General features: G+C 73.7%; 16 protein-coding genes and 1 pseudogene. 6 read left to right on the plus strand and 11 right to left on the minus strand.

Annotation, left to right across the window (positions count from 1 at the left end; genetic code table 11):
• Positions 1-16 precede the first annotated feature (16 nt).
• Positions 17-1,837 (minus strand): arginine--tRNA ligase, encoded by a 1,821-nt coding sequence (argS, locus tag ACSMXW_RS20960; RefSeq protein ID WP_485798302.1) that lies wholly within the window; start codon positions 1,835-1,837, stop codon positions 17-19.
• Positions 1,838-2,069: 232 nt separating this feature from the next.
• Here argS and lysS point away from each other — a divergent pair, with 232 nt between their 5' ends.
• Entirely contained in the window at positions 2,070-3,884 is a 1,815-nt protein-coding gene (lysS, locus tag ACSMXW_RS20965) for a lysine--tRNA ligase (protein WP_485798303.1), read from the plus strand.
• A gap of 258 nt (positions 3,885-4,142) precedes the next feature.
• Here the strand turns inward: lysS and ACSMXW_RS20970 are convergent, their stop codons facing one another.
• The 3 genes from ACSMXW_RS20970 to ACSMXW_RS20980 form a co-directional block, all read right to left on the minus strand.
• Entirely contained in the window at positions 4,143-5,711 is a 1,569-nt protein-coding gene (locus ACSMXW_RS20970) for a DUF2637 domain-containing protein (RefSeq protein ID WP_485798304.1), read from the minus strand.
• 152 nt (positions 5,712-5,863) lie between these two features.
• Positions 5,864-6,715, minus strand: coding sequence for a DUF3558 domain-containing protein (locus tag ACSMXW_RS20975; RefSeq protein ID WP_485798305.1), 852 nt, complete (start codon positions 6,713-6,715; stop codon positions 5,864-5,866).
• A 154-nt stretch (positions 6,716-6,869) separates the two neighbouring features.
• A complete protein-coding gene (locus ACSMXW_RS20980) occupies positions 6,870-7,772 on the minus strand; it encodes a DUF3558 domain-containing protein (protein WP_485798306.1) in 903 nt (300 codons plus the stop codon).
• Positions 7,773-8,271: 499 nt separating this feature from the next.
• Between ACSMXW_RS20980 and ACSMXW_RS20985 the strand changes: the two genes are divergently transcribed.
• The gene (locus ACSMXW_RS20985; protein ID WP_485798308.1) at positions 8,272-9,465 is read left to right on the plus strand and encodes an RtcB family protein; all 1,194 of its coding nucleotides are present in this window, start codon (positions 8,272-8,274) and stop codon (positions 9,463-9,465) included.
• A 183-nt stretch (positions 9,466-9,648) separates the two neighbouring features.
• Here the strand turns inward: ACSMXW_RS20985 and ACSMXW_RS20990 are convergent, their stop codons facing one another.
• The 5 genes and pseudogenes from ACSMXW_RS20990 to ACSMXW_RS21010 all read right to left on the minus strand — a co-directional run bounded on the left by ACSMXW_RS20990 (position 9,649) and on the right by ACSMXW_RS21010 (position 11,851).
• Positions 9,649-9,846, minus strand: coding sequence for a hypothetical protein (locus tag ACSMXW_RS20990; protein WP_485798309.1), 198 nt, complete (start codon positions 9,844-9,846; stop codon positions 9,649-9,651).
• Positions 9,843-10,625, minus strand: coding sequence for an SDR family NAD(P)-dependent oxidoreductase (locus ACSMXW_RS20995; protein ID WP_485808180.1), 783 nt, complete (start codon positions 10,623-10,625; stop codon positions 9,843-9,845). Before ACSMXW_RS20995 ends, ACSMXW_RS20990 begins: the two co-directional genes overlap by 4 nt.
• Before the next feature lie 230 nt (positions 10,626-10,855).
• Positions 10,856-11,191, minus strand: a complete 336-nt coding sequence (locus ACSMXW_RS21000; protein WP_485808182.1) for a YnfA family protein — start codon at positions 11,189-11,191, stop codon at positions 10,856-10,858.
• A 181-nt stretch (positions 11,192-11,372) separates the two neighbouring features.
• A pseudogene (locus ACSMXW_RS21005) lies at positions 11,373-11,729 on the minus strand (response regulator); the annotation flags it as partial.
• A complete protein-coding gene (locus ACSMXW_RS21010) occupies positions 11,726-11,851 on the minus strand; it encodes a hypothetical protein (protein WP_485798310.1) in 126 nt (41 codons plus the stop codon). The gene ACSMXW_RS21010 and the pseudogene ACSMXW_RS21005, both read right to left, overlap by 4 nt.
• A 391-nt stretch (positions 11,852-12,242) precedes the next feature.
• Here ACSMXW_RS21010 and ACSMXW_RS21015 point away from each other — a divergent pair, with 391 nt between their 5' ends.
• Positions 12,243-12,923, plus strand: coding sequence for a TIGR03086 family metal-binding protein (locus ACSMXW_RS21015; protein WP_485798312.1), 681 nt, complete (start codon positions 12,243-12,245; stop codon positions 12,921-12,923).
• A 625-nt stretch (positions 12,924-13,548) separates the two neighbouring features.
• Here ACSMXW_RS21015 and ACSMXW_RS21020 read toward each other — a convergent pair.
• Positions 13,549-14,772 carry a glycosyltransferase family 4 protein gene (locus ACSMXW_RS21020; protein ID WP_485798314.1) on the minus strand — a complete coding sequence of 408 codons (1,224 nt, stop codon included), beginning with the start codon at positions 14,770-14,772 and terminating at the stop codon, positions 13,549-13,551.
• A gap of 439 nt (positions 14,773-15,211) precedes the next feature.
• Entirely contained in the window at positions 15,212-15,868 is a 657-nt protein-coding gene (locus tag ACSMXW_RS21025) for a hypothetical protein (protein WP_485798316.1), read from the minus strand.
• A 169-nt stretch (positions 15,869-16,037) separates the two neighbouring features.
• Between ACSMXW_RS21025 and hemL the strand changes: the two genes are divergently transcribed.
• The 3 genes from hemL (at position 16,038) to ACSMXW_RS21040 (ending at position 19,184) form a co-directional block, all read left to right on the plus strand.
• Positions 16,038-17,354 carry a glutamate-1-semialdehyde 2,1-aminomutase gene (hemL, locus tag ACSMXW_RS21030; protein WP_485798317.1) on the plus strand — a complete coding sequence of 439 codons (1,317 nt, stop codon included), beginning with the start codon at positions 16,038-16,040 and terminating at the stop codon, positions 17,352-17,354.
• Between the two features lie 188 nt (positions 17,355-17,542).
• A complete protein-coding gene (locus tag ACSMXW_RS21035) occupies positions 17,543-18,196 on the plus strand; it encodes a histidine phosphatase family protein (RefSeq protein WP_485808183.1) in 654 nt (217 codons plus the stop codon).
• 337 nt (positions 18,197-18,533) lie between these two features.
• A complete protein-coding gene (locus tag ACSMXW_RS21040) occupies positions 18,534-19,184 on the plus strand; it encodes a TlpA family protein disulfide reductase (RefSeq protein ID WP_485798319.1) in 651 nt (216 codons plus the stop codon).
• The last annotated feature ends 31 nt before the right edge of the window (positions 19,185-19,215 follow it).

Raw genomic sequence — 19,215 nt, forward strand, 5'->3', positions numbered from 1 at the left:
CAGGCGCCGCGGGCCGTCAGAGTCGCTCGGGAGTGCGGATGCCCAGGAGCGTCATGCCCTGCCGCACCGTGCGGGCGGTGACGTCGCAGAGGAAGAGGCGGTTCTCCACCACCTCCGCCGGATTCTCGTCGCTCAGCACCTGGCACTCCGCGTAGAACGTCGTGAACAGCGACGCCAGCTGGTACAGGTACGCCGCCAGCTTGTGCGGCGCGTACTCCGCCGCGGCCTCCGCGACCGTCTCCGCGAACCGGTCGACGTGCAGCCCGAGCGCCCGCTCCGCGGGAGCGAGCCCCAGCTCCGGGTGCGCGACGGGCCGCGCGTCCCCGGACAGCCGCAGGATGGACTGGATCCGGGCGTACGCGTACTGGATGTAGACGGACGTGTCGCCGTTCAGCGAGACCATCTGGTCCAGGTCGAACTTGTAGTCCCGGCTGGCGGACGTCGACAGGTCGGCGTACTTCACCGCGCCGATGCCGATGTGCGCGCCATTGGTGACGATCTCGTCCTCGGAGAGCCCGACCTTCTCGTTGTTCTTCTCGCGCACCACCGCCGTGGCCCGCTCGATCGCCTCGTCCAGCAGGTCCTCCAGCCGGACCGTCTCGCCCGCCCGGGTCTTGAACGGCTTGCCGTCCTTGCCGAGCACGGTGCCGAAGGCGAGCTGCTGCGCCGCGACGTCGTCGCCGAGCCAGCCGGCCCTGCGCGCCGTCTCGAAGACCATCCGGAAGTGCAGCGCCTGGCGGGCGTCCACCACGTACAGGAGGGTGTCCGCCTTGAGGTTGAAGACCCGGTCGCGGACCGCGGACAGGTCCGTCGCCGCGTACCCGTACCCGCCGTCGGACTTCTGCACGATCAGCGGGACCGGCTTGCCGTCCGGGCCCTTGATGTCGTCGAAGAAGACGCAGAGCGCGCCCTCGGAGCGGACCGCGACACCGGACTCCTCCAGCAGGCGGCAGGTCTCCGCCAGCATGGCGTTGTACCCGGACTCGCCGACCACGTCGGCGTCCCGGATCTCCATGTCCAGCTTGTGGAAGACGGACTGGAAGTACAGCTTCGACTCGTCGACGAACCGCTGCCACAGCGCCAGCGTCTCGGGGTCGCCCGCCTGGAGGTCCACCACCCTGCGCCGGGCCCGGGTCTTGAACTCCTCGTCGGAGTCGAAGAGCCGCCGCGCGGCCTTGTAGAGGCGGTCCAGATTGGACATGGCCTCCTCGCCGGTGGCCTCCTCGCCCGCCGAGCCGGGGGTCTTGTGGTCCAGCTCGTGCGGGTGCTCCTCCAGGTACTGGATGAGCATGCCGAACTGCGTGCCCCAGTCCCCGATGTGGTGCCGCCGGACGACCGACTCGCCCGCGAACTCCAGCAGCCGCACCAGCGCGTCCCCGATCACCGCGGACCGCAGGTGGCCGACGTGCATCTCCTTCGCTACGTTCGGCTGGGCGTAGTCGATCACCGTGGTGCCCGGGTGCGCGGCGAAGGGCACACCCAGCCGGCCCTCGGGGTCCGCGGCGCGCGCCGCGAGGTTCCGGGTGATCGCCCGGTCGGTGACCGTGATGTTCAGGAAGCCGGGGCCCGAGACCTCGACGTCCGCGAGCAGGTCCGGCGCGTCGACCGCCGCCACGACCCGCTCCGCCAGCTCTCTCGGCTGCGTCTTCACCCGCTTCGCCAGCGCCAGGATGCCGTTGGCCTGGAAGTCGGCCCGGTCGCTTCGGCGCAGCATGGGGTCTCCCCTGCTCGAAGAGCTTGGGGAAGGGTCCGCGGCGGTGGCCTCCGGCAGGGCAGCCGTGAGGGCGTCCGCGAGGCGCTGGTGGACTGAGGCGCTGAGCGAGGTGACCGAGGCCATGAAGGAAATGCCGTTTCTCCTGGACGATGCAGGGGCGACAATGCGGGGGAATCCGAACGCTGTCAGTATCCCACGCCCTGACAAGCCGTTTTCGCGCTTCGGGCGCGAGCTGGGAGAATGGGAGATACAGGGATACGACGCGGCGTGCACGGGCGTGTACGCGTGAGGGCGTCCGGGGCGGGGGACGCGACCGTGGCCGTCGCCCGGGCGTAGAGCGGAAAGAAAGAAGGACGTGCCGATCGTGGCTCAGAGCACCGAGACCACCGACTGGGTCTCCCGTTTCGCGGACGAGGTCAGCGCCGAGTCGGAGCGCCGCGCCCCGAACAAACCAGTCGTCGTCGCGTCCGGGCTCTCCCCGTCGGGCCCGATCCACCTCGGCAACCTCCGCGAGGTCATGACCCCGCACCTCGTCGCCGACGAGCTGCGCCGCCGTGGCCTGCCCGTCCGGCACCTGATCTCCTGGGACGACTTCGACCGCTTCCGCAAGGTCCCGGCCGGCGTCAGCGGGGTGGACGAGTCCTGGGCCGAGCACATCGGCAAGCCGCTGACGTCCGTGCCCGCCCCGAAGGGCTCCCCGCACGCGAACTGGGCCGACCACTTCAGGTCCGCCATGGAGGCCTCGCTCGCCGAGCTGGGCGTCGAGTACGACGGCATCAGCCAGACCGCCCAGTACACCTCCGGCGCCTACCGCGAGCAGATCCTGCACGCGGTGCGGCACCGCGCGGAGATCGACGCGATCCTCGGGCAGTACCGCACGAAGAAGCCGGGCAAGGGCGCGGGCGGCGCTCAGCAAGGCGGCGCTCAGCAGGCCGGCAAGGGCAGGCAGCAGCAGAAGCCGGTCGACGAGGCCGAGCTGGCCGCGGCCGAGGGGTCCGGCGCGGCGGCGGAGGACGACAGCAGCGGCGGCACGGTCGGCTACTTCCCGTACAAGCCGTACTGCGGCGCGTGCGGCAAGGACCTCACCACGGTCACCGCGTACGACGACGACACCACCGAGCTGACGTACGCCTGCGAGGCCTGCGGGCACACCGAGACGGTGCGGCTCGCCGAGTTCGACCGCGGCAAGCTGGTGTGGAAGGTCGACTGGCCGATGCGCTGGGCGTACGAGGGCGTGATCTTCGAGCCCAGTGGTGTGGACCACAGCTCGCCGGGCTCGTCGTTCCAGGTCGGCGGCCAGATCGTGCGGGCCGTGTTCGGCGGTGAACAGCCCATCGGGCCGATGTACGCCTTCGTCGGCATCACCGGCATGGCGAAGATGTCGTCCAGCAGGGGCGGGGTGCCGACGCCCGCGGACGCGCTGCGGATCATGGAGCCGCAGCTGCTGCGCTGGCTGTACGCGCGGCGGCGGCCCAACCAGTCCTTCAAGATCGCCTTCGACCAGGAGATCCAGCGGCTGTACGACGAGTGGGACAGGCTCGCCGCGAAGGTCGCGCAGAGCGCGGCCGGCGCCCCGGGGGCCGGGGACGCGCCCGTGGTGCTGCCCGCGGACGCCGCGGCGTACGCCCGCGCGGTCGGCACGGCCGCCGGGGAGCTGCCGCGCACCCCGCGCCCGCTGCCGTACCGCACGCTCGCCTCGGTGGCCGACATCACCGCGGGCCACCGCGACCAGGCGCTGCGCATCCTCAGCGACCTCGACCCCGAGCACCCGCTCACCTCGCTGGACGAGGCGCGGCCCCGGTTCGACAAGGCCGAGGCGTGGATCAACACCTACGTTCCCGCGGAGCAGCGCACCGTGGTGCGCCGGGAGCCGGACACCGAACTGCTCGCCTCACTGGGCGAGTCGGACCGGGAGTCGCTGCGGCTGCTCGTCGAGGGGCTCGACCAGCACTGGTCGCTGGACGGGCTGACGGCGCTGGTGTACGGGGTGCCGAAGCGGATGGCCGGGCTCACGCCCGATGCCCCGCCCACGCCCGAGCTGAAGGCGGCCCAGCGGGCGTTCTTCGCCCTGCTCTACCGGTTGCTGGTCGGACGGGACACCGGGCCCCGGCTGCCCACGCTGCTGCTGGCGGTGGGGGCGGACAGGGTGCGCAAGCTGCTGGAGGCCTGACCGGGGGCTCCCTCCGGCCCCCGGCACCCCGGCGCCCCCCACCGGCCGGTGGTCCGGCTCCGACAGAACTGCCCCTTCGGGCCGGTGACGACCTGGCGGTTTCGTCGTGGCTGGTCGCGCAGTTCCCCGCGCCCCTGATGCCGGCGCTTCGCGCCTCGATTGGGGGCGCGGGGAACTGCGCGAGCGACCCCCACCGGCCGGTGGTCCGGATGCGACGGGGTCGCCCCTTTGGGGCGGCATCCCGGACGGGAAGGACCGTCAGGCGATCTGTTCCTCGTCGGCGTCCAGGTTCTGCTGGTAGCGCTCGCGGAAGGTGCGGAGGTAGGGGCGGAGGGTGCTCTCCGTCAGGGGGCCGCCGGCCTGGCCGACTATGCCGTACAGGTCCTGGAGGTAGAGGCCGAACTGCCTGGCGTTCGGGAAGTCCATGTGCTCCCTCACGTACCTCTGGAAGGCGTTGAAGTACGCCTCGTCACGGGAGAGGCCGTCGGGCAGCAGGGACGCGGACGACTCCTCGCCGGCCGCGTCCTCGGCTGCCGGGAGTTCCTGGAAGTCCTCGGCGCCCGGCTGCGGCATCGGTGCCTGCTCGGCGCGCGGCGCCGGGATGGGGCTGCCGCCCAGCGGACGGGTGCGGCCCGGGCCCGCGGGGACCCGGAAGGGGTTGCCGGAGGCCGCGTCCGGGTCGTCCTTGTCCCCGGCACCGGTGCCGGGGCCGGGGGCGCCGTCCGCCGCCCGCTCCGCCGGCGCGGGCGGCCCGGCCTGCGGGCCCGCGTACTGCCGGGGCCCGAAGACCTGCTGGTCCCCGCCCGCGTACCGCGGGGCTTCGGGGAGACCGGGGTGCGGGAACTCCTGGCCGGGCACACCCGGAGACCCGGCGTAGCCCTGCTCCGCGTACCACTGCTCGTACTCCTCGTCCGGACCGTACGAGGGGTCGTAGCCGCCGTCGTAGGGCCGGTCGGGCTGGGCGGCGAACCAGGGGCTCAGGTCGTCGGCCTGGGGCGGTGCGGCGGCCTCGTGCGCTGCGGGAGGCCCGTCGGGGCCGCCGGCGGCCGGGGGCCGGTTCTCCTGCGTCACGCCGCGGGCCGCACCGGACGCCGGCTCCAGCTCCGCGGCCCGCGGCGCCGGCGGCAGCAGCGCCGGCTCGATACCGGCGGCGGCCAGGCCCGCGGGCGCGGTGTCGGCGAGCGGGACGCCGTAGCGGGCCAGCCTGAGCGGCATCAGGGACTCGACCGGCGCCTTGCGGCGCCACGCGCGGCCGAACCGGGAACGCAGCCGGGCCTGGTACACCAGCCGCTCCTGCTCCAGCTTGATGGTCGCCTCGTAGGAGCGCAGCTCCCACAGCTTCATCCGGCGCCACAGCAGGAACGTCGGGATCGGCGAGAGCAGCCAGCGGGTGAGCCGGACGCCCTCCATGTGCTTGTCGGCCGTGATGTCCGCGATCCGGCCCACCGCGTGCCGTGCCGCCTCCACGGCGACCACGAAGAGCACCGGGATCACCGCGTGCATCCCCACGCCCAGCGGATCGGGCCAGGCCGCGGCGCCGTTGAACGCGATGGTGGCCGCGGTCAGCAGCCAGGCCGTCTGGCGCAGCAGCGGGAACGGGATCCGGATCCAGGTCAGCAGCAGGTCCAGGGCGAGCAGGACACAGATGCCCGCGTCGATGCCGATGGGGAAGACCAGGGAGAACTGGCCGAACCCCTTCTTCTCGGCAAGCGCCCGCACGGCCGCGTACGACCCCGCGAAGCCGATCCCGGCGATGATGACGGCGCCGGTGACGACCAGCCCGATGAGTATCCGGTGTGTCCGTGTCAGCGCGAGTGGCGCGGCCACCGTTGCTCCCTCCCTGTCGCCCCCTGCGGGTTGCCGCCCACAGCCTGGCACATGTGTGCGGGCCGCGCCGGGTCGGCGTACCGGCGGGAGCGGCCGCCCGGGCGCCCGTTCTCCCGACAAGTGCCGTCATGTACGGGCGACTTGCCGCTCCGTCAGTGCTTGACCTTGTGGCTCGACGACTCGTGCGGCGACGCGGAGGAGTGCGAGGACGAGGAGTGGGAGGAGGACGAGGAGCCCGACGAGGCCGAGTGGGAGGAGGACGAGGGGGACGGGGACTGGGAGCCGCTGTTCGCAGCGGCGACCGCGGCCACGACCTCCTGCGCCGCCGCCTCGGCGTCCTTCAGCAGGCCGGCCGCGTCCGGGGACTTCTCACCGGCGAGCCCGGCGCCGTTGTAGTCGACGGTCACCACCACGTTCTGGGTGCGGGCCACGACCGTCTGCTGCTTGAAGGAACCCTCCTTCTTCTTCAGGTCGTAGTGCACGGCCGTCGCCGCGTCGCCCGTGCCCGGCACCGGGTCCGTGCGCACCGCGGTGGCACCCTCGGTGGCCTTGGCGGCCGCCACCTGCTTGGCGTAGTACTGGCCGGCCAGCTTGGCGCCGCTGCCGCGGGCCGGGTCGTTCGCGAAACGCACCAGGGACACGTTCAGCCAGCGGAACTGCGAGCCCTTGACGCCGTTGTTGTCGAGGCTGCTCCAGGAGCAGGAGCCGCGCAGCGAGGTGTCCGCGGACTTGCCCACGGTGCCCGCCGTGTCCGCCTCCGGCGCCAGCTTGGCCAGCGTCTTCTTCGACAGCGTCTTGCAGGCCTGGGGGAGGGCGCCGTACGCCGGCTGCGCGCTCGCGGCACCGCCGGAGCCGGCCGAGCTCGCCGGGGCCGAGGGGGAGCCGCTGCCGGCCTTGGGGTCGTCGTCGCCCGAGCCCGACGAGCATCCGGACGCGACGAGGATCACCGGGACGGCGGCCGCGCAGGCGAGTATGCGGGTGAGTCGCTGTGCTGGTCGGTGCATGGTTCCTTCACTCGTGACGCTCGTACGGTGGTGGTCCCGGGCCGCGCACCGGCGGCCCGGGGCCGGGTCCGGGGGGCCACGCTACGCCGTGGGCGCCCGCCCGGCCGTGTCCCACCCGGCGCGGGTGCGGCGGGCGCGGCCGCGCGGGCGGCGGTCACTCACCGAGCCGGCCGGCCAGCGTGTGGGCCAGCTCCTGGGCGCTGTCCTGCATTTTCTTGCTGTCCGGAGGCATCGCGGGGCTGCCCGGCTGCTCGTCGTACTGGACCGTGACGATCACATTGGACGTGCGGAAGACCACAGTGACCGTGCGGTGCCGGGCCGCCGCGGACGGGTTTGAGCAGGTGTCGTCCAGGAACGCGGCGTCACCGAGGCCGTCCAGCGTCCGGGACGGCAGGGCGCCGGCGCCCGACGAGCCGGTGCCGGAACCGGAACCCGAGCCGGGGGCGCCCGTGCCCGCCGGGCGGCCCGCCGGGGTGCCGGTGCCCGCCGTGGTGCAGGGGTCACCGGGCGCGCCGGAGCCGCCGCCCGCGGCGACGGAGTCCGGGCTCATGCCCGCGCCGCCGGAGCCCTTCCGGGCGCCCTCGGCAGGGTCCGCGGGCGGCTGGAGGCCGGCGTTCCGCTCCTTCGAGGCGAAGACCTGCTTCGCACGTGTGTCGTCACTGACCGTGGTGTCGTAGGACACGACCCGCTCGAAGTCGATCAGCAGGTGGTCCGTGGCGGTCGGCGACTCGCCGGTCCAGCGGCAGCCGACCCTGCGGTCGGTGTCGTACGTCAACGTGGCGCTGCCCTGGTAGGCGCGCTCGCGCTGCTGCTCGTCGGTGATGGTCTTGATGCCGGGCAGCATCGCGTCCAGCGTGCCCCGCTCGACCTGGCTGCACGGCTCGGGCAGGGTGCGGTACTTGCCCGGGGGCGCGGGCGGCGCCGACGCGCCGGGCCCCGCGGGCTTGGCGTCGTCCGGGGCGTCGCCGGAGCCGGAGTCGGTGGTGCAGCCGGCGAGCAGGGCCGCGAGGGCCGCGAGCAGCGCTGCGCTTCCTGTCACCGACGCCTTCCGCTGCACGGTGCTGGCTCCTCTCGGCAGGGTTCGACGGGTTCGACGGGTGGGGACGGGTGGTACGGGGCGGAACCGGGGTCCGGCGGGTGTCCGACGGGGTGTCCGGCGGCGAAATGCGGTTGCCGCGGGCGGTGGCCCGCTGGAGACAATGTCTACCGCACACCCGCCCGGACCCGCCGGTCCGGAGGGCCTTTCGTGGGGCTTGTTCCGGTATTTACGTTCCGGACCCGCGTTCGGGCTGGGATATTCGCGCGTTCCGGCGTGCGCGTTACGGCATGCGCACTCCCGTGGGCGCGTTGCGGTTGGCGGGGGCAGGCGGGCCGGGAGCCGGTGGGCCGGGTGCTGGCGGGCCGGGTGCTGGCGGACCGGGTGCCGGTGGGCCGCCGGGGAGCGTCGGCGGTGGCGGGCCGGCGGGCTCGTAGCCGGCTGCGATCGAGGCATCGGCGCACGGTGCGGCCGTGCATCACAGCACGGTGTGGGGGAACCACGGGGGAATGGAGCGAGGATGTCGTACGTAGAGGTACCGGGCGAGAACGTGCCCATCCGGATGTGGACCGACCCGGCCACGGTGGAGGGCGCCGCTCTCCAGCAGCTCAGGAACGTCACCACGCTGCCCTGGGTCGAGGGCCTGGCCGTGATGCCGGACGTGCACTACGGCAAGGGCGCCACGGTCGGCTCGGTGATCGCGATGCGGGACGCCGTCTGCCCCGCGGCGGTCGGCGTGGACATCGGCTGCGGCATGTCCGCGGTGCGCACGTCCCTGACCGCGAACGACCTCCCGGGCGACCTGTCCCGGCTGCGCGGCAGGATCGAGCGGGCCATCCCGGTCGGCCGGGGCATGCACGACACCCCGGTGGACCCGCACCGGCTGCACGGGTTCCCGACCGCGGGCTGGACGGACTTCTGGGCGCGCTTCGGCACGGTGGCGCAGGCCGTGCGGTACCGCGAGGAGCGGGCCGCCAAGCAGCTCGGCACGCTCGGCTCCGGCAACCACTTCATCGAGGTCTGCACGGACACCACCGGCGCGGTCTGGCTGATGCTGCACTCCGGCTCGCGGAACATCGGCAAGGAGCTCGCCGAGCACCACATCGGGGTCGCCCAGCGGCTCCCGCACAACCAGGGCCTGGTCGACCGCGACCTCGCGGTCTTCGTCGCGGGCACCCCGCAGATGGCGGCGTACCGCAACGACCTCTTCTGGGCCCAGGAGTACGCCCGCTACAACCGCGCCCTGATGATGGCGCTGCTCAAGGACGCCGTCGGCAAGGAGTTCAAGAAGGCCGGGGTGACGTTCGAGCCGGAGATCAGCTGCCACCACAACTACGTCTCCGAGGAGCGGTACGACGACGTGGACCTGCTGGTCACCCGCAAGGGCGCGATCCGCGCGGGCGCCGGGGACCACGGCATCATCCCCGGTTCGATGGGCACCGGCTCGTACATCGTGCGGGGCCTCGGGAACGAGAAGGCGTTCAACTCCGCGTCGCACGGCGCGGGCCGCCGGATGAGCAGGAACGCCGCGAAGCGGCGGTACACGGCGCGGGACCTGGAGGACCAGACGCGGGGCGTCGAGTGCCGCAAGGACGCGGGGGTCGTGGATGAGATCCCCGGGGCGTACAAGCCGATCGAGCAGGTCATCGACCAGCAGCGGGATCTTGTCGAGGTGGTGGCGCAGCTCAAGCAGGTCGTGTGCGTGAAGGGGTGACCCGGCCGCACCCCTCCACGCTCCCCGCCTCCGGGCACCTGCCCGTGCGGCTGTGCCCCGGCCCACCTGGGCGCGCGGGGAACCGCGCGACCGGCCACGATGTGCCTGTGGCGGGTCGCCGGGCCCAGCCCCTTGCGGTCTTCGGCTCGGCCGCCGGCCGGTGGGGGCTGGTCCCGCAGGGGGCTAGCCGCCGTGGCGTACGGCGAAGATCATGACGAGGGCCACTATGTGGATGCCGAAGAGGAAGTACGCCAGATACCACCACATCTGGCGCTCCGTGCGCTTCTCCTCGTCGTGGCGGCGGACCTCCGGGGACGGCGGCACGACGGACGGGCCGGGATCGGGATCGGGGGCCGGGTCCGGCCCGTCGGACGTGTTCACGGCTCCCGGTGCACCTTGGTGTTCGAGGCCTGCGCACGGGGGCGCAGCACCAGCAGGTCGACGTTCACATGGCTGGGACGGGTGACCGCCCAGGCGATGGTGTCGGCGACGTCCTCGGCGGTGAGCGGCTCCGCCACGCCCGCGTAGACCTTCGCCGCCTTCTCGGTGTCGCCGCGGAACCGCGTGGTGGCGAACTCCTCCGTCTTGACCATGCCGGGCGCCACCTCGATGACCCGGACCGGTGTGCCGACGATCTCCAGGCGGAGCGTCTCGGCGAGCACGTGCTGGCCGTGCTTGGCGGCGACGTAGCCCGCGCCGCCCTCGTAGGTGGCGTGCCCCGCGGTGGACGACAGCACCACGACCGTGCCGTCGCCGCTCGCGGTCAGCGCGGGCAGCAGGGCCTGGGTGACGTGCAGGGTGCCGAGGACGTTGGTCTCGTACATCCGGCGCCAGTCCTCCGGGTCGCCCGTGGCGACCGGGTCGGCGCCCAGCGCGCCGCCCGCGTTGTTGACGAGCACCGCGCAGCCGCCCAGCTCGCTCGCGAAGGCGTCCACGGCGGCCCGGTCGGTGACGTCGAGTACGTGGGCGGTGGCCCGGTGGCCGACGGCGGTCAGCTCGTCCGCCAGCGCCTCGATACGGTCCTTGCGGCGCGCGGTGAGGACCACGTGGAACCCCGCCCCGGCCAGCCGGCGCGCGGTGGCGGCGCCGATGCCGCTGCTCGCGCCGGTGACGACGGCGGTACGTACGTCGGGGGCTGACGCGTCGTGCGCGGCGGTCATGCGGGGTGCTCCTAGCGTCGTGCGGGTGCCTGTGCGGTACGGGTGTGTGCGGTACGTGGTGCGTATGCGGTACGGGGCGTGTGCGGTGCGGGTGTGTGCGGTACGGGCGTGTGCGGGGCCGGACCGCCAGGGTGCCCTGCATCGCGGGCCGGGGTGTGGGCGCCTGCCCCTCCTCGGCCCGGACCCAGGATAAACGGGGCGAAGTCCGCGGCGGCGGGCGGTGTGCGCGGTCAGCGGCCCCGCGGCGCGTAGGCGATGACCGCCATCCCCGCGAGGCAGACCAGCGCGCCGACGACGTCCCACCGGTCGGGCCGGTACCCGTCGGCGACCGCGCCCCACGCGAGCGAGCCCGCCACGAACACCCCGCCGTAGGCCGCGAGGATCCGCCCGAAGTGGGCGTCGGGCTGGAGCGTGGCGACGAAACCGTAGGCGCCGAGTGCCAGCACGCCCGCCCCGGCCCACAGCGGCCCCCGGTGCTCGCGCACGCCCTGCCAGACGAGCCACGCGCCGCCGATCTCGAAGACGGCGGCGACCACGAACAGGGCGAGGGAGCGGGCGACGGACATGCCCGCAGCCTGACACGGCGCCCACCCGCCCGTCCCACGGGGAGTACCCGAACCGCCCCACCGCCTTCGCCCGCCCGACCCGAGCACCCCGCCCGGCGTCCGAGGCGAAGCGCTCCACCAGCCGCCGTGTGATGGACGGCGCCAGCAGCGCATCGCCGGTGCCGACGAGTCGAACGGCCGCTGCCAGGTGCTCCGGGGTGACGTCCTTCAGCAGGAAGCCGCTGGCTCCGGTCGACAGCGCCGCGTACACATAGCGGTCCAGGTCGAAGGTGGTCAGCATGAGCACCCGGCAGGCCGGATCGCGTGCGAGTATGCGGCGGGTGGCCTCCAGGCCGTCCACGTTCGGCATGCGGATGTCCATCAGGACGACGTCGGGCCGCAGTTCGCGGGCCGCCGCGACCGCCTCCGCGCCGTCCGCGGCCTCGCCCGCCACCTCGATGCCGCGGGCCGTCAGGATCAGCCGGAAACCCGTCCTGGTCACGGTCTGGTCGTCGGCGATCAGCACCCGGGGCGCCCGCCCGTCCGCCGGCGCCGTCATGGCAGGTCCCAGCGGGGGGCGGGCGGCCGGTCCAGGGGGATGCGTGCCCGGACCCGGAAGCCGCCGCCGAGCCTGCGCCGGGCGTCGAGGTCCCCTCCGTACACCGCGACGCGCTCCCGCATGCCCAGCAGTCCCCGGCCGGCGCCGCCGCGCTGCCGCGCGGACGAGGGACCGGCCGGACCGCGACCGCCTCACCGGCCCGTATCTCCAGCGACACGCCGTTCAGCGCCGTCGTCCCGCCGTACTCCTTGCGCACGCCGTCGAGCCGTACGACGAACGTCTCCTCTGCTCTCCCCGGTGACCATCCCTCTGTCCTCGAGGTGCTGACCGGGCCGAGCGTGCGCACGGGCGACGCACCCGCCCGGGGAGAGGCGCCCCGGGACGTCCATCACGCGCCCTGGGACGTCCACCATGCGCCCGGGGGCCCGGCGTGGCGCTGCCATCCCGGGATCGTGGGCCGACCCCGTCGCGTTTGTTCAGGCCTCCGGGCGGTCGCCGTCCTACCGTCGTGGGATGAACGAGATGCACCCTCACGCAAGCGGTCCTGTGCCCTCCGGCGAGGGGGAGGGCGGGGCCGGGGCGGCGCGGCCGGTCGGTGAGCTGCTCGACCTGGCCGCGCGGCGGGCCGTCCCGGTGGTCCGGGCGATCCCCGGCGACCTGCTCACGGCGCCGACGCCGTGCGGCGACTACGACGTACGGGCCCTGGTCAACCACCTCTTCCACGTGGTCGAGCAGTTCCGGGGCCTCGCCGAGAAGAAGCACGCCGACTTCGACCTCGTCCCGGACTACGTCGCCGAGGGCGACGACTGGCGCGAGCGGTTCGCCGCGGCGGTGGAGCGGCTGGTGGCGGCGTGGCGCGAGCCGGGGGCGGAGGAGGGGGCCACCGGCACGATGGACATGCCGGCGAGGACGGTCGGATGCATGGCGCTGCTCGATCTCACCGTGCACGGGTGGGATCTGGCGCGGGCCACCGGTCAGGACTTCCGTCCTGATGGGGCGGCGCTGCCCGTGCTGGGGGTGCTGAAGGACTCCGTTGCGGAGGTGGCGCCGGTGGCCCGGCGTATGGGCCTCTTCGCGGAGCCCGTTCCGCTGCCGGGCGGTGGCGCCGACGCGGACGATTTCACCCGCCTCCTCGCGGAGACGGGGCGCGATCCGGCTTGGGTCCGCCCCGGTTCCGCCCCGGCCGCGGAGTAACGGCCACCGGCCGTGGGGGGCGCCCCGCGCGGGGAGCCGCGCGCTCATCCGGTTTTCTGCGCGGTTCCCCGCGCCCCTGTTCGGTCTCGCCGTGGTGCTTGCGGTTTCGTTTCCGGCTTGTGGCCGGTGGGTTTTTTTGCGCGGTTCCCCGCGCCCCTGTTCGGTCTCGCCGAGCCCCTTTGCGGCGTCTTTCCCGGCTTGCGGTTGGTGGGGGCTTGTCGCGCAGTTCCCCGCGCCCCTATGGGGCGCCCGGCTGTCAGGCGCGCCCCGGAAGGGGCGCGGGGAACTGCGCGCGCAACCACAACGCGCCCGTAGCAGGCCCCCGGCCTCAGGGGGCAGTTGATCAGGGGCGCGGGGAACTGCGCGAGCAACCACGGCGGGCCCGCGGTGGGTCACCGGCCTTGGGGGGCAGTTGATCGGGGGCGCGGGGAACTGCGCGAGGAACCATGGTGGGCCCGCGGTGGGTCACCGGCCTCGGGGGGCAGTTGATCAGGGGCGCGGGGAACTGCGCGAGAAGACGCGACGGGCCCGCAGTGGGTCACCGGCCGAATGGGGCAACCCCTCAGGGCGCGGGGAACTGCGCAAAACGCGGGGCCGCCGGGGCCGCTCGTGCTCACCGGTGGGGTCAGGTGCGGGTGGGGCGGAGGCGGTGGCGGGCCGCCGCGACCAGCCGGCCCTGCAACCGCCGCCAAGCCCGCCCCCGCCGATCCGCCCCGAGCTCGGCGAACAGCAGCTCGTACCGGGCCACAACCGGCCCCGGATCGAAGCGCCGCGCCCCTTCCAGCGCCGCGCGCCCCATCGCCCGCCGTCCCACCGCATCCCGGATCAGCTCAAGCAGCGCATCCGCCAGCGCCCCCGCGTCCCCGACCGGCACCAACCGCCCGTCCACGCCGTCACGCACGATCTCCGCGGGCCCCAGCGGACAGTCCGTGCTGACCACCGGCACCCCGCACCGCATCGCCTCCACCAGCGTCATCCCGAACGACTCCGCGTCCGAGGCGCTGACCACCAGGGACGCCTGCGCGAACTCCGGCTCGATCGGCGAGCGCGGCCCCATCAGCACCGCCCGCCCGGTCAGCCCCAGCCGCTCGATCATCTCCTCCAGCCGCTCCTGCTGCGCCCCGCCGCCGTAGATCCGCAGCGACCAGTCGGGTTCCTTCGCCGCGACCGCGGCGAACGCCTCCAGCAGCAGGTCGAACCGCTTGCCGCGAGCCAGCCGCCCCGCCGCCGCGATCACCGGTGAGGTGTGGTCGGAGGGCGCGACGGGCGGCGCGGGGACGATGTTCGGCACGGCGAGCACCCGCACCCCGGGCAGCGGCATCCGGGCCCGGTACACGGCGGCGTCCGCGCGGGTCGTGGTGACCAGGGCGTCGAGGCGCCGGTAGTACCGGCCGAGCACCCGCCGCAGCGCCGCGCCGTGCGCGTCGTGCCGCAGGTGCTCCTGCGCGATGCGCAGCGCCCGGCGCGGCCCGAACCGCGCCAGGTACACATTGATGCCGGGCCGGGTGCCGATGACCACGTCGGCGGCGCGCCCGGGCCCGGTCAGGTACTCCCGGACGCGGACGTCCACGAGCCTGCTGTACTGGCGGTGCCGCTTGTCCTCGGCGGGGAAGTCCCGGGCCGGCTCGGCGAAGGCCGGCAGCGCCCGGTCCGGGCTCCGCTCCCGCGTGTCCACCAGCGGTACCAGTGTGATGCGCGGGTCGACGGCGAAGCGCGGCCGCTCGCGGTGCCGCATCATCGACACGATCTCCACGTCGTGCCGCTCGGCGAGCGCGGCGGCGAGGTTGAGCGTGGTGCGCACGGTGCCGCCGATCGCATAGGCGTTGTGCAGCAGGAACACGATCTTCATCGGATGCCTCAGTGCTTCTCGGTGCCTTCTGCCGGGCCGGGGACGACTTAGGCCCTACGGCATAGGGGCACAGAGAACGGGCAGGGCGGTGCCGGACACCCCGTCCCGGGTGAAATGCGGGCGAGAAGACCACTCGTCAGGCTCGCCCGGGGCCACGAGGGTTGACCCGGGACCCGCGCGGGCCGACCCGCCGTCAGCACCGCCGGGCCACACCCCTCGGCGGCTCTGCGGGCGGCTCGTCAGGGCCACGTCAGAACCTCCCAGGGACTCGCCGGACGGTTCGCCGGACGGTCCGTCGGAGCCCCATCGGGCAGCACGGCTTCGGTTCACACCGCGGCAGTACGGCTTCAGTGCCCCATCGGGCGGTACCACTTCGGTGCCGCACCGGGCAGTACGGCTTCAGTGCCGCACCCGGGCGGCCGCACCGGGCCGCGCGGCCTCAGGGCCACACCAGGCAGTACGGCTGGTGCCCGGCCTCGTGCAGGCGGTGGCTGAAATCCTGCCATTCATGGAGGAGTTGGTAGACGTTGAACGCGTCGCGGGGGCCGCCGCGGTCGGGGACCGTGGACCAGATGAACGCGGCGGCGCCGACCGCCTCCTCGCCGACGCCGCGCAGCGGGTCGACCACCGTCATGGGGAGCTTGACCACCGCGTAGTCGGGGTGCAGCACGACCAGCTCCAGCGGCGGGACCTTGTGCAGGGGTATGCCCTCGATGCCGGTGAGGACCATCGCGGCCATCGTCTCCGGCTTGATCTTGGTGAACATGCCGCCCATGCCGAGCTCGTCACCGCCCAGCTCCTCGGGGCGCATGGAGATGGGCACACGCGCGGCCGTCGCGCCGTCCGGGGCGCCGAAGTACTTGTAGGTCACCCCCACCCGGCCACTCCCGCTCCCTGCCTGCGCCCACTCCGAACCACCGCGTGCCTCGCCGCGCACCCCGTCCCGGGAGGCCGCCCGGGCATTATCCGCCGTCTCGCCCTCGGAGCGCTGGTGCTCCCGCCGGTGCCTGCCCCGGCCCTGGCCGGCGGCAGGGGGGAGCCTGCGCCGGGGACCCAGGTCATCGGTCCCCTCGCCCAGTCCGCCACCGCGATGCATATCTCCACCCGACTGATGTGTTCTCAAGGCGCGGGGCCGCCGCGCCCCCCGTGCTCACGAACCCGGGAGGTACCCCCACCGATCATCGTGACAGTGACCTCCCCACCGCCCGCCCCGTGAAACGTGCCCCCAGGCACCTGTCCACGGGAGGGGGGAGGGCTCTGACACCATGGTCTGTGTGACGTATCCGTACAGCGCCCCAGTTTCGCAGAACCTCTTCGACCGCGCGGCCCTTGTGACACCCGGCGGTGTGAACTCCCCCGTGCGCGCGTTCGGCGCCGTGGGGGGAACGCCCCGGTTCATGGTGTCAGGTACGGGACCGTACCTGACCGACGCCGACGGCCGCGAGTATGTGGATCTCGTGTGCTCGTGGGGACCGATGATCCTCGGCCACTCCCACCCCGAGGTGCTGGCCGCCGTCCTGGAGGCCGCGCGGCGCGGCACGTCCTTCGGCACGCCCAGCGAGGGGGAGGTGGCGCTCGCGGAGGAGATCGTGGCCCGGGTCGAGCCCGTCGAGCAGGTGCGCCTGGTCTCGTCCGGCACCGAGGCGACGATGTCGGCGATCCGGCTGGCGCGCGGCTTCACCGGGCGCGGCAAGGTGATCAAGTTCGCCGGGTGCTACCACGGACACGTCGACGCGCTGCTCGCCGCGGCCGGTTCAGGCGTCGCGACGTTCGCCCTGCCGGACACCCCGGGCGTCACCGGAGCCCAGGCCGCCGAGACCCTTGTGCTGCCGTACAACGATCTGGACTCGGTTCGCGCCGCGTTCGCCGCCCACCCCGGCGAGATCGCCTGTGTGATCACCGAGGCCTCGCCGGGCAACATGGGCTGCGTGCCGCCGCGGGACGGCTTCAACGCCGCCCTGAAGCAGCTCTGCGCCGAGCACGGCGCGCTGTACATCTCGGACGAGGTGATGACCGGGTTCCGCACGTCGAAGGCCGGCTGGTACGGCCTGGACGGGGTGCTGCCCGACCTGATGACCTTCGGCAAGGTGATGGGCGGCGGCTTCCCGGCCGCGGCGTTCGGCGGCCGCGCCGACGTGATGGCGCACCTCGCGCCCGCCGGGCCCGTCTACCAGGCCGGCACCCTCTCCGGGAACCCGGTCGCCACCGCGGCGGGCCTCGCGCAGCTCAGGCTGCTCGACGACGCCGCGTACGCCACCCTCGACCGGGTGGCCGGCCGGCTCCGCGGCCTGGTGAGCGAGGCGCTCGCCAAGGAGGGCGTCGCGCACCGCGTGCAGAACGCCGGCAACATGTTCTCGGTCTTCTTCACCGCGGACGAGGTGCGGGACTACGACGACGCCAGGGCGCAGGAGTCGTTCCGGTACGCGGCGTTTTTCCACTCGATGCTGTCGCAGGGCGTCTACCTGCCGCCGTCCGCGTTCGAGCTGTGGTTCGTCTCGACCGCCCACGACGAGCGCGCCGTCGAGCGGATCGCCGCGGCGCTGCCCGCCGCCGCGCGTGCGGCCGCGGAGGCGACGGCATGAGCGGCGCCATCCCTCCCGAGCCCGGCGCGACCGGCGCCGGTGTCCCCCCGGCCGGGGAGCAGCCCGCTGACGGGGAGCACCCCGCCGCTGCCGGTGCGCCCCCGGCCGCCGGCGCGCACCTCCTGTCCGCGGAGCACGCCGTCGCCGACGAGGCCGACGGCACCGGGGAGCGCACCGTCGTCCACCTGATGCGCCACGGCGAGGTGCACAACCCCGACGGGCTGCTCTACGGCCGGCTGCCCGGCTACCACCTCTCCGAGCTGGGCCGGCAGATGGCCGACCGGGTCGCCGCCCACCTCGCGTCCCGTGACGTGATCCACGTGGTGGCCTCGCCGCTGGAGCGCGCACAGGAGACGGCGGCGCCCATCGCCAAGGCGCACGGCCTGGACATCGCCACCGACGAGCGGCTGATCGAGGCGGAGAACGTCTTCCAGGGCAAGGCCTTCGGCGTCGGCGACGGTGCGCTGCGCAGGCCGTCGAACTGGAAGTATCTGGTCAATCCGTTCAGACCGTCCTGGGGCGAGCCCTACGCGGCGCAGGCCGCGCGGATGATGCAGGCTCTCGAAGCCGCGCGGGACGCGGCGCGCGGGCACGAGGCGGTGTGCGTCAGCCACCAGCTGCCGATCTGGGTGGTGCGCAGCTTCGTCGAGCGGCGCAGGCTCTGGCACGATCCGCGCAGGCGGCAGTGCACGCTGGCGTCCTTGACGACGTTCACGTTCCACGGCGACCGGCTCGTGACGGTCGGCTACACGGAGCCGGCGATCGACCTGGTGCCCTCCCACTTGCGCGCGGGCGCGCGCCCGTCCAAGGGCAAGGACAAGGACAAGGCCTTCGGGGCCTGACGGCCCCCTTTGGCCCCTTGGCCCCTTGGCCCCGGTGCTCCGGTGGGGACTTGGCAGTTTCGCCGTAGCTGGCCGCGCCCACGCGGCCGTCCCTCCCGCACTGCTCCGAGGGCGTGGGAGGTGCCCCAGGACACAGCCCCGCGCCCCTGGGCAGGCCGCGGGTGCCCCGGTCGTCAGGCCGTGCCGCGAAAAGGGGCGCGGGGAACTGCGCGACCGGCCCCCACCGGCCGGTGGTCCGGACGCGACAGAACCACCCCTCACGGACGGGGACCGGGGGCGGAGCCCCCGAGGAGGGGGGTGCGGAAGATCCGCAAACGTGGCATGCGAAACTTTTCACATGAGTGCCGCCCGCAGCCTCCCGCACCGCCCCACAGCGGTGCCCCGCACATCCCGCGGCAGCCGCGCCCGCCGCCGCGCCGCCCTGCTCACGACCGGTGCCGCAGCCGCCGCGCTGACGCTGACGGCCTGCGGCTCCGGCGGCGTCAGCGGTGGTTCCGGCAACACCGGCTTCGTCACCAAGGCCGACGGGATCGCCATGGTCAAGCCCGCCAGCCGCCAGGCGGGCCCCAAGCTCGCCGGGGAGACCGTCGACGGCAAGCAGCTGGACGTCTCCTCGTTCCGGGGAAAGATCGTCGTCCTCAACGTCTGGGGCTCCTGGTGCCCGCCGTGCCGCGCCGAGGCGCCCAACTTCGCCAAGGTCGCCAAGGAGACCGAGGCCAAGGGCGTGCAGTTCGTCGGCATCAACACCCGGGACACCAGCAGGGGCCCCGCCCTGGCCTTCGAGAAGGACAAGGGCATCCCGTACCCGAGCCTGTACGACCCCACGGGCAAGCTGGTGCTGCGCTTCCCCAAGGGCACGCTCAACCCGCAGTCCATCCCGTCCACGATCGTCCTCGACCGGCAGGGCCGGGTCGCCGCCCGCTCGCTGAAGCCGATGACCGTGACCGATCTGCGCAAGATGCTCGACCCGTTGATCGCGGAGCACTGATCCCCGTGCGCACGCAGACGACTCCCGGGGC

The sequence above is a fragment of the Streptomyces sp. DSM 116793 genome, assembly GCF_057320905.1.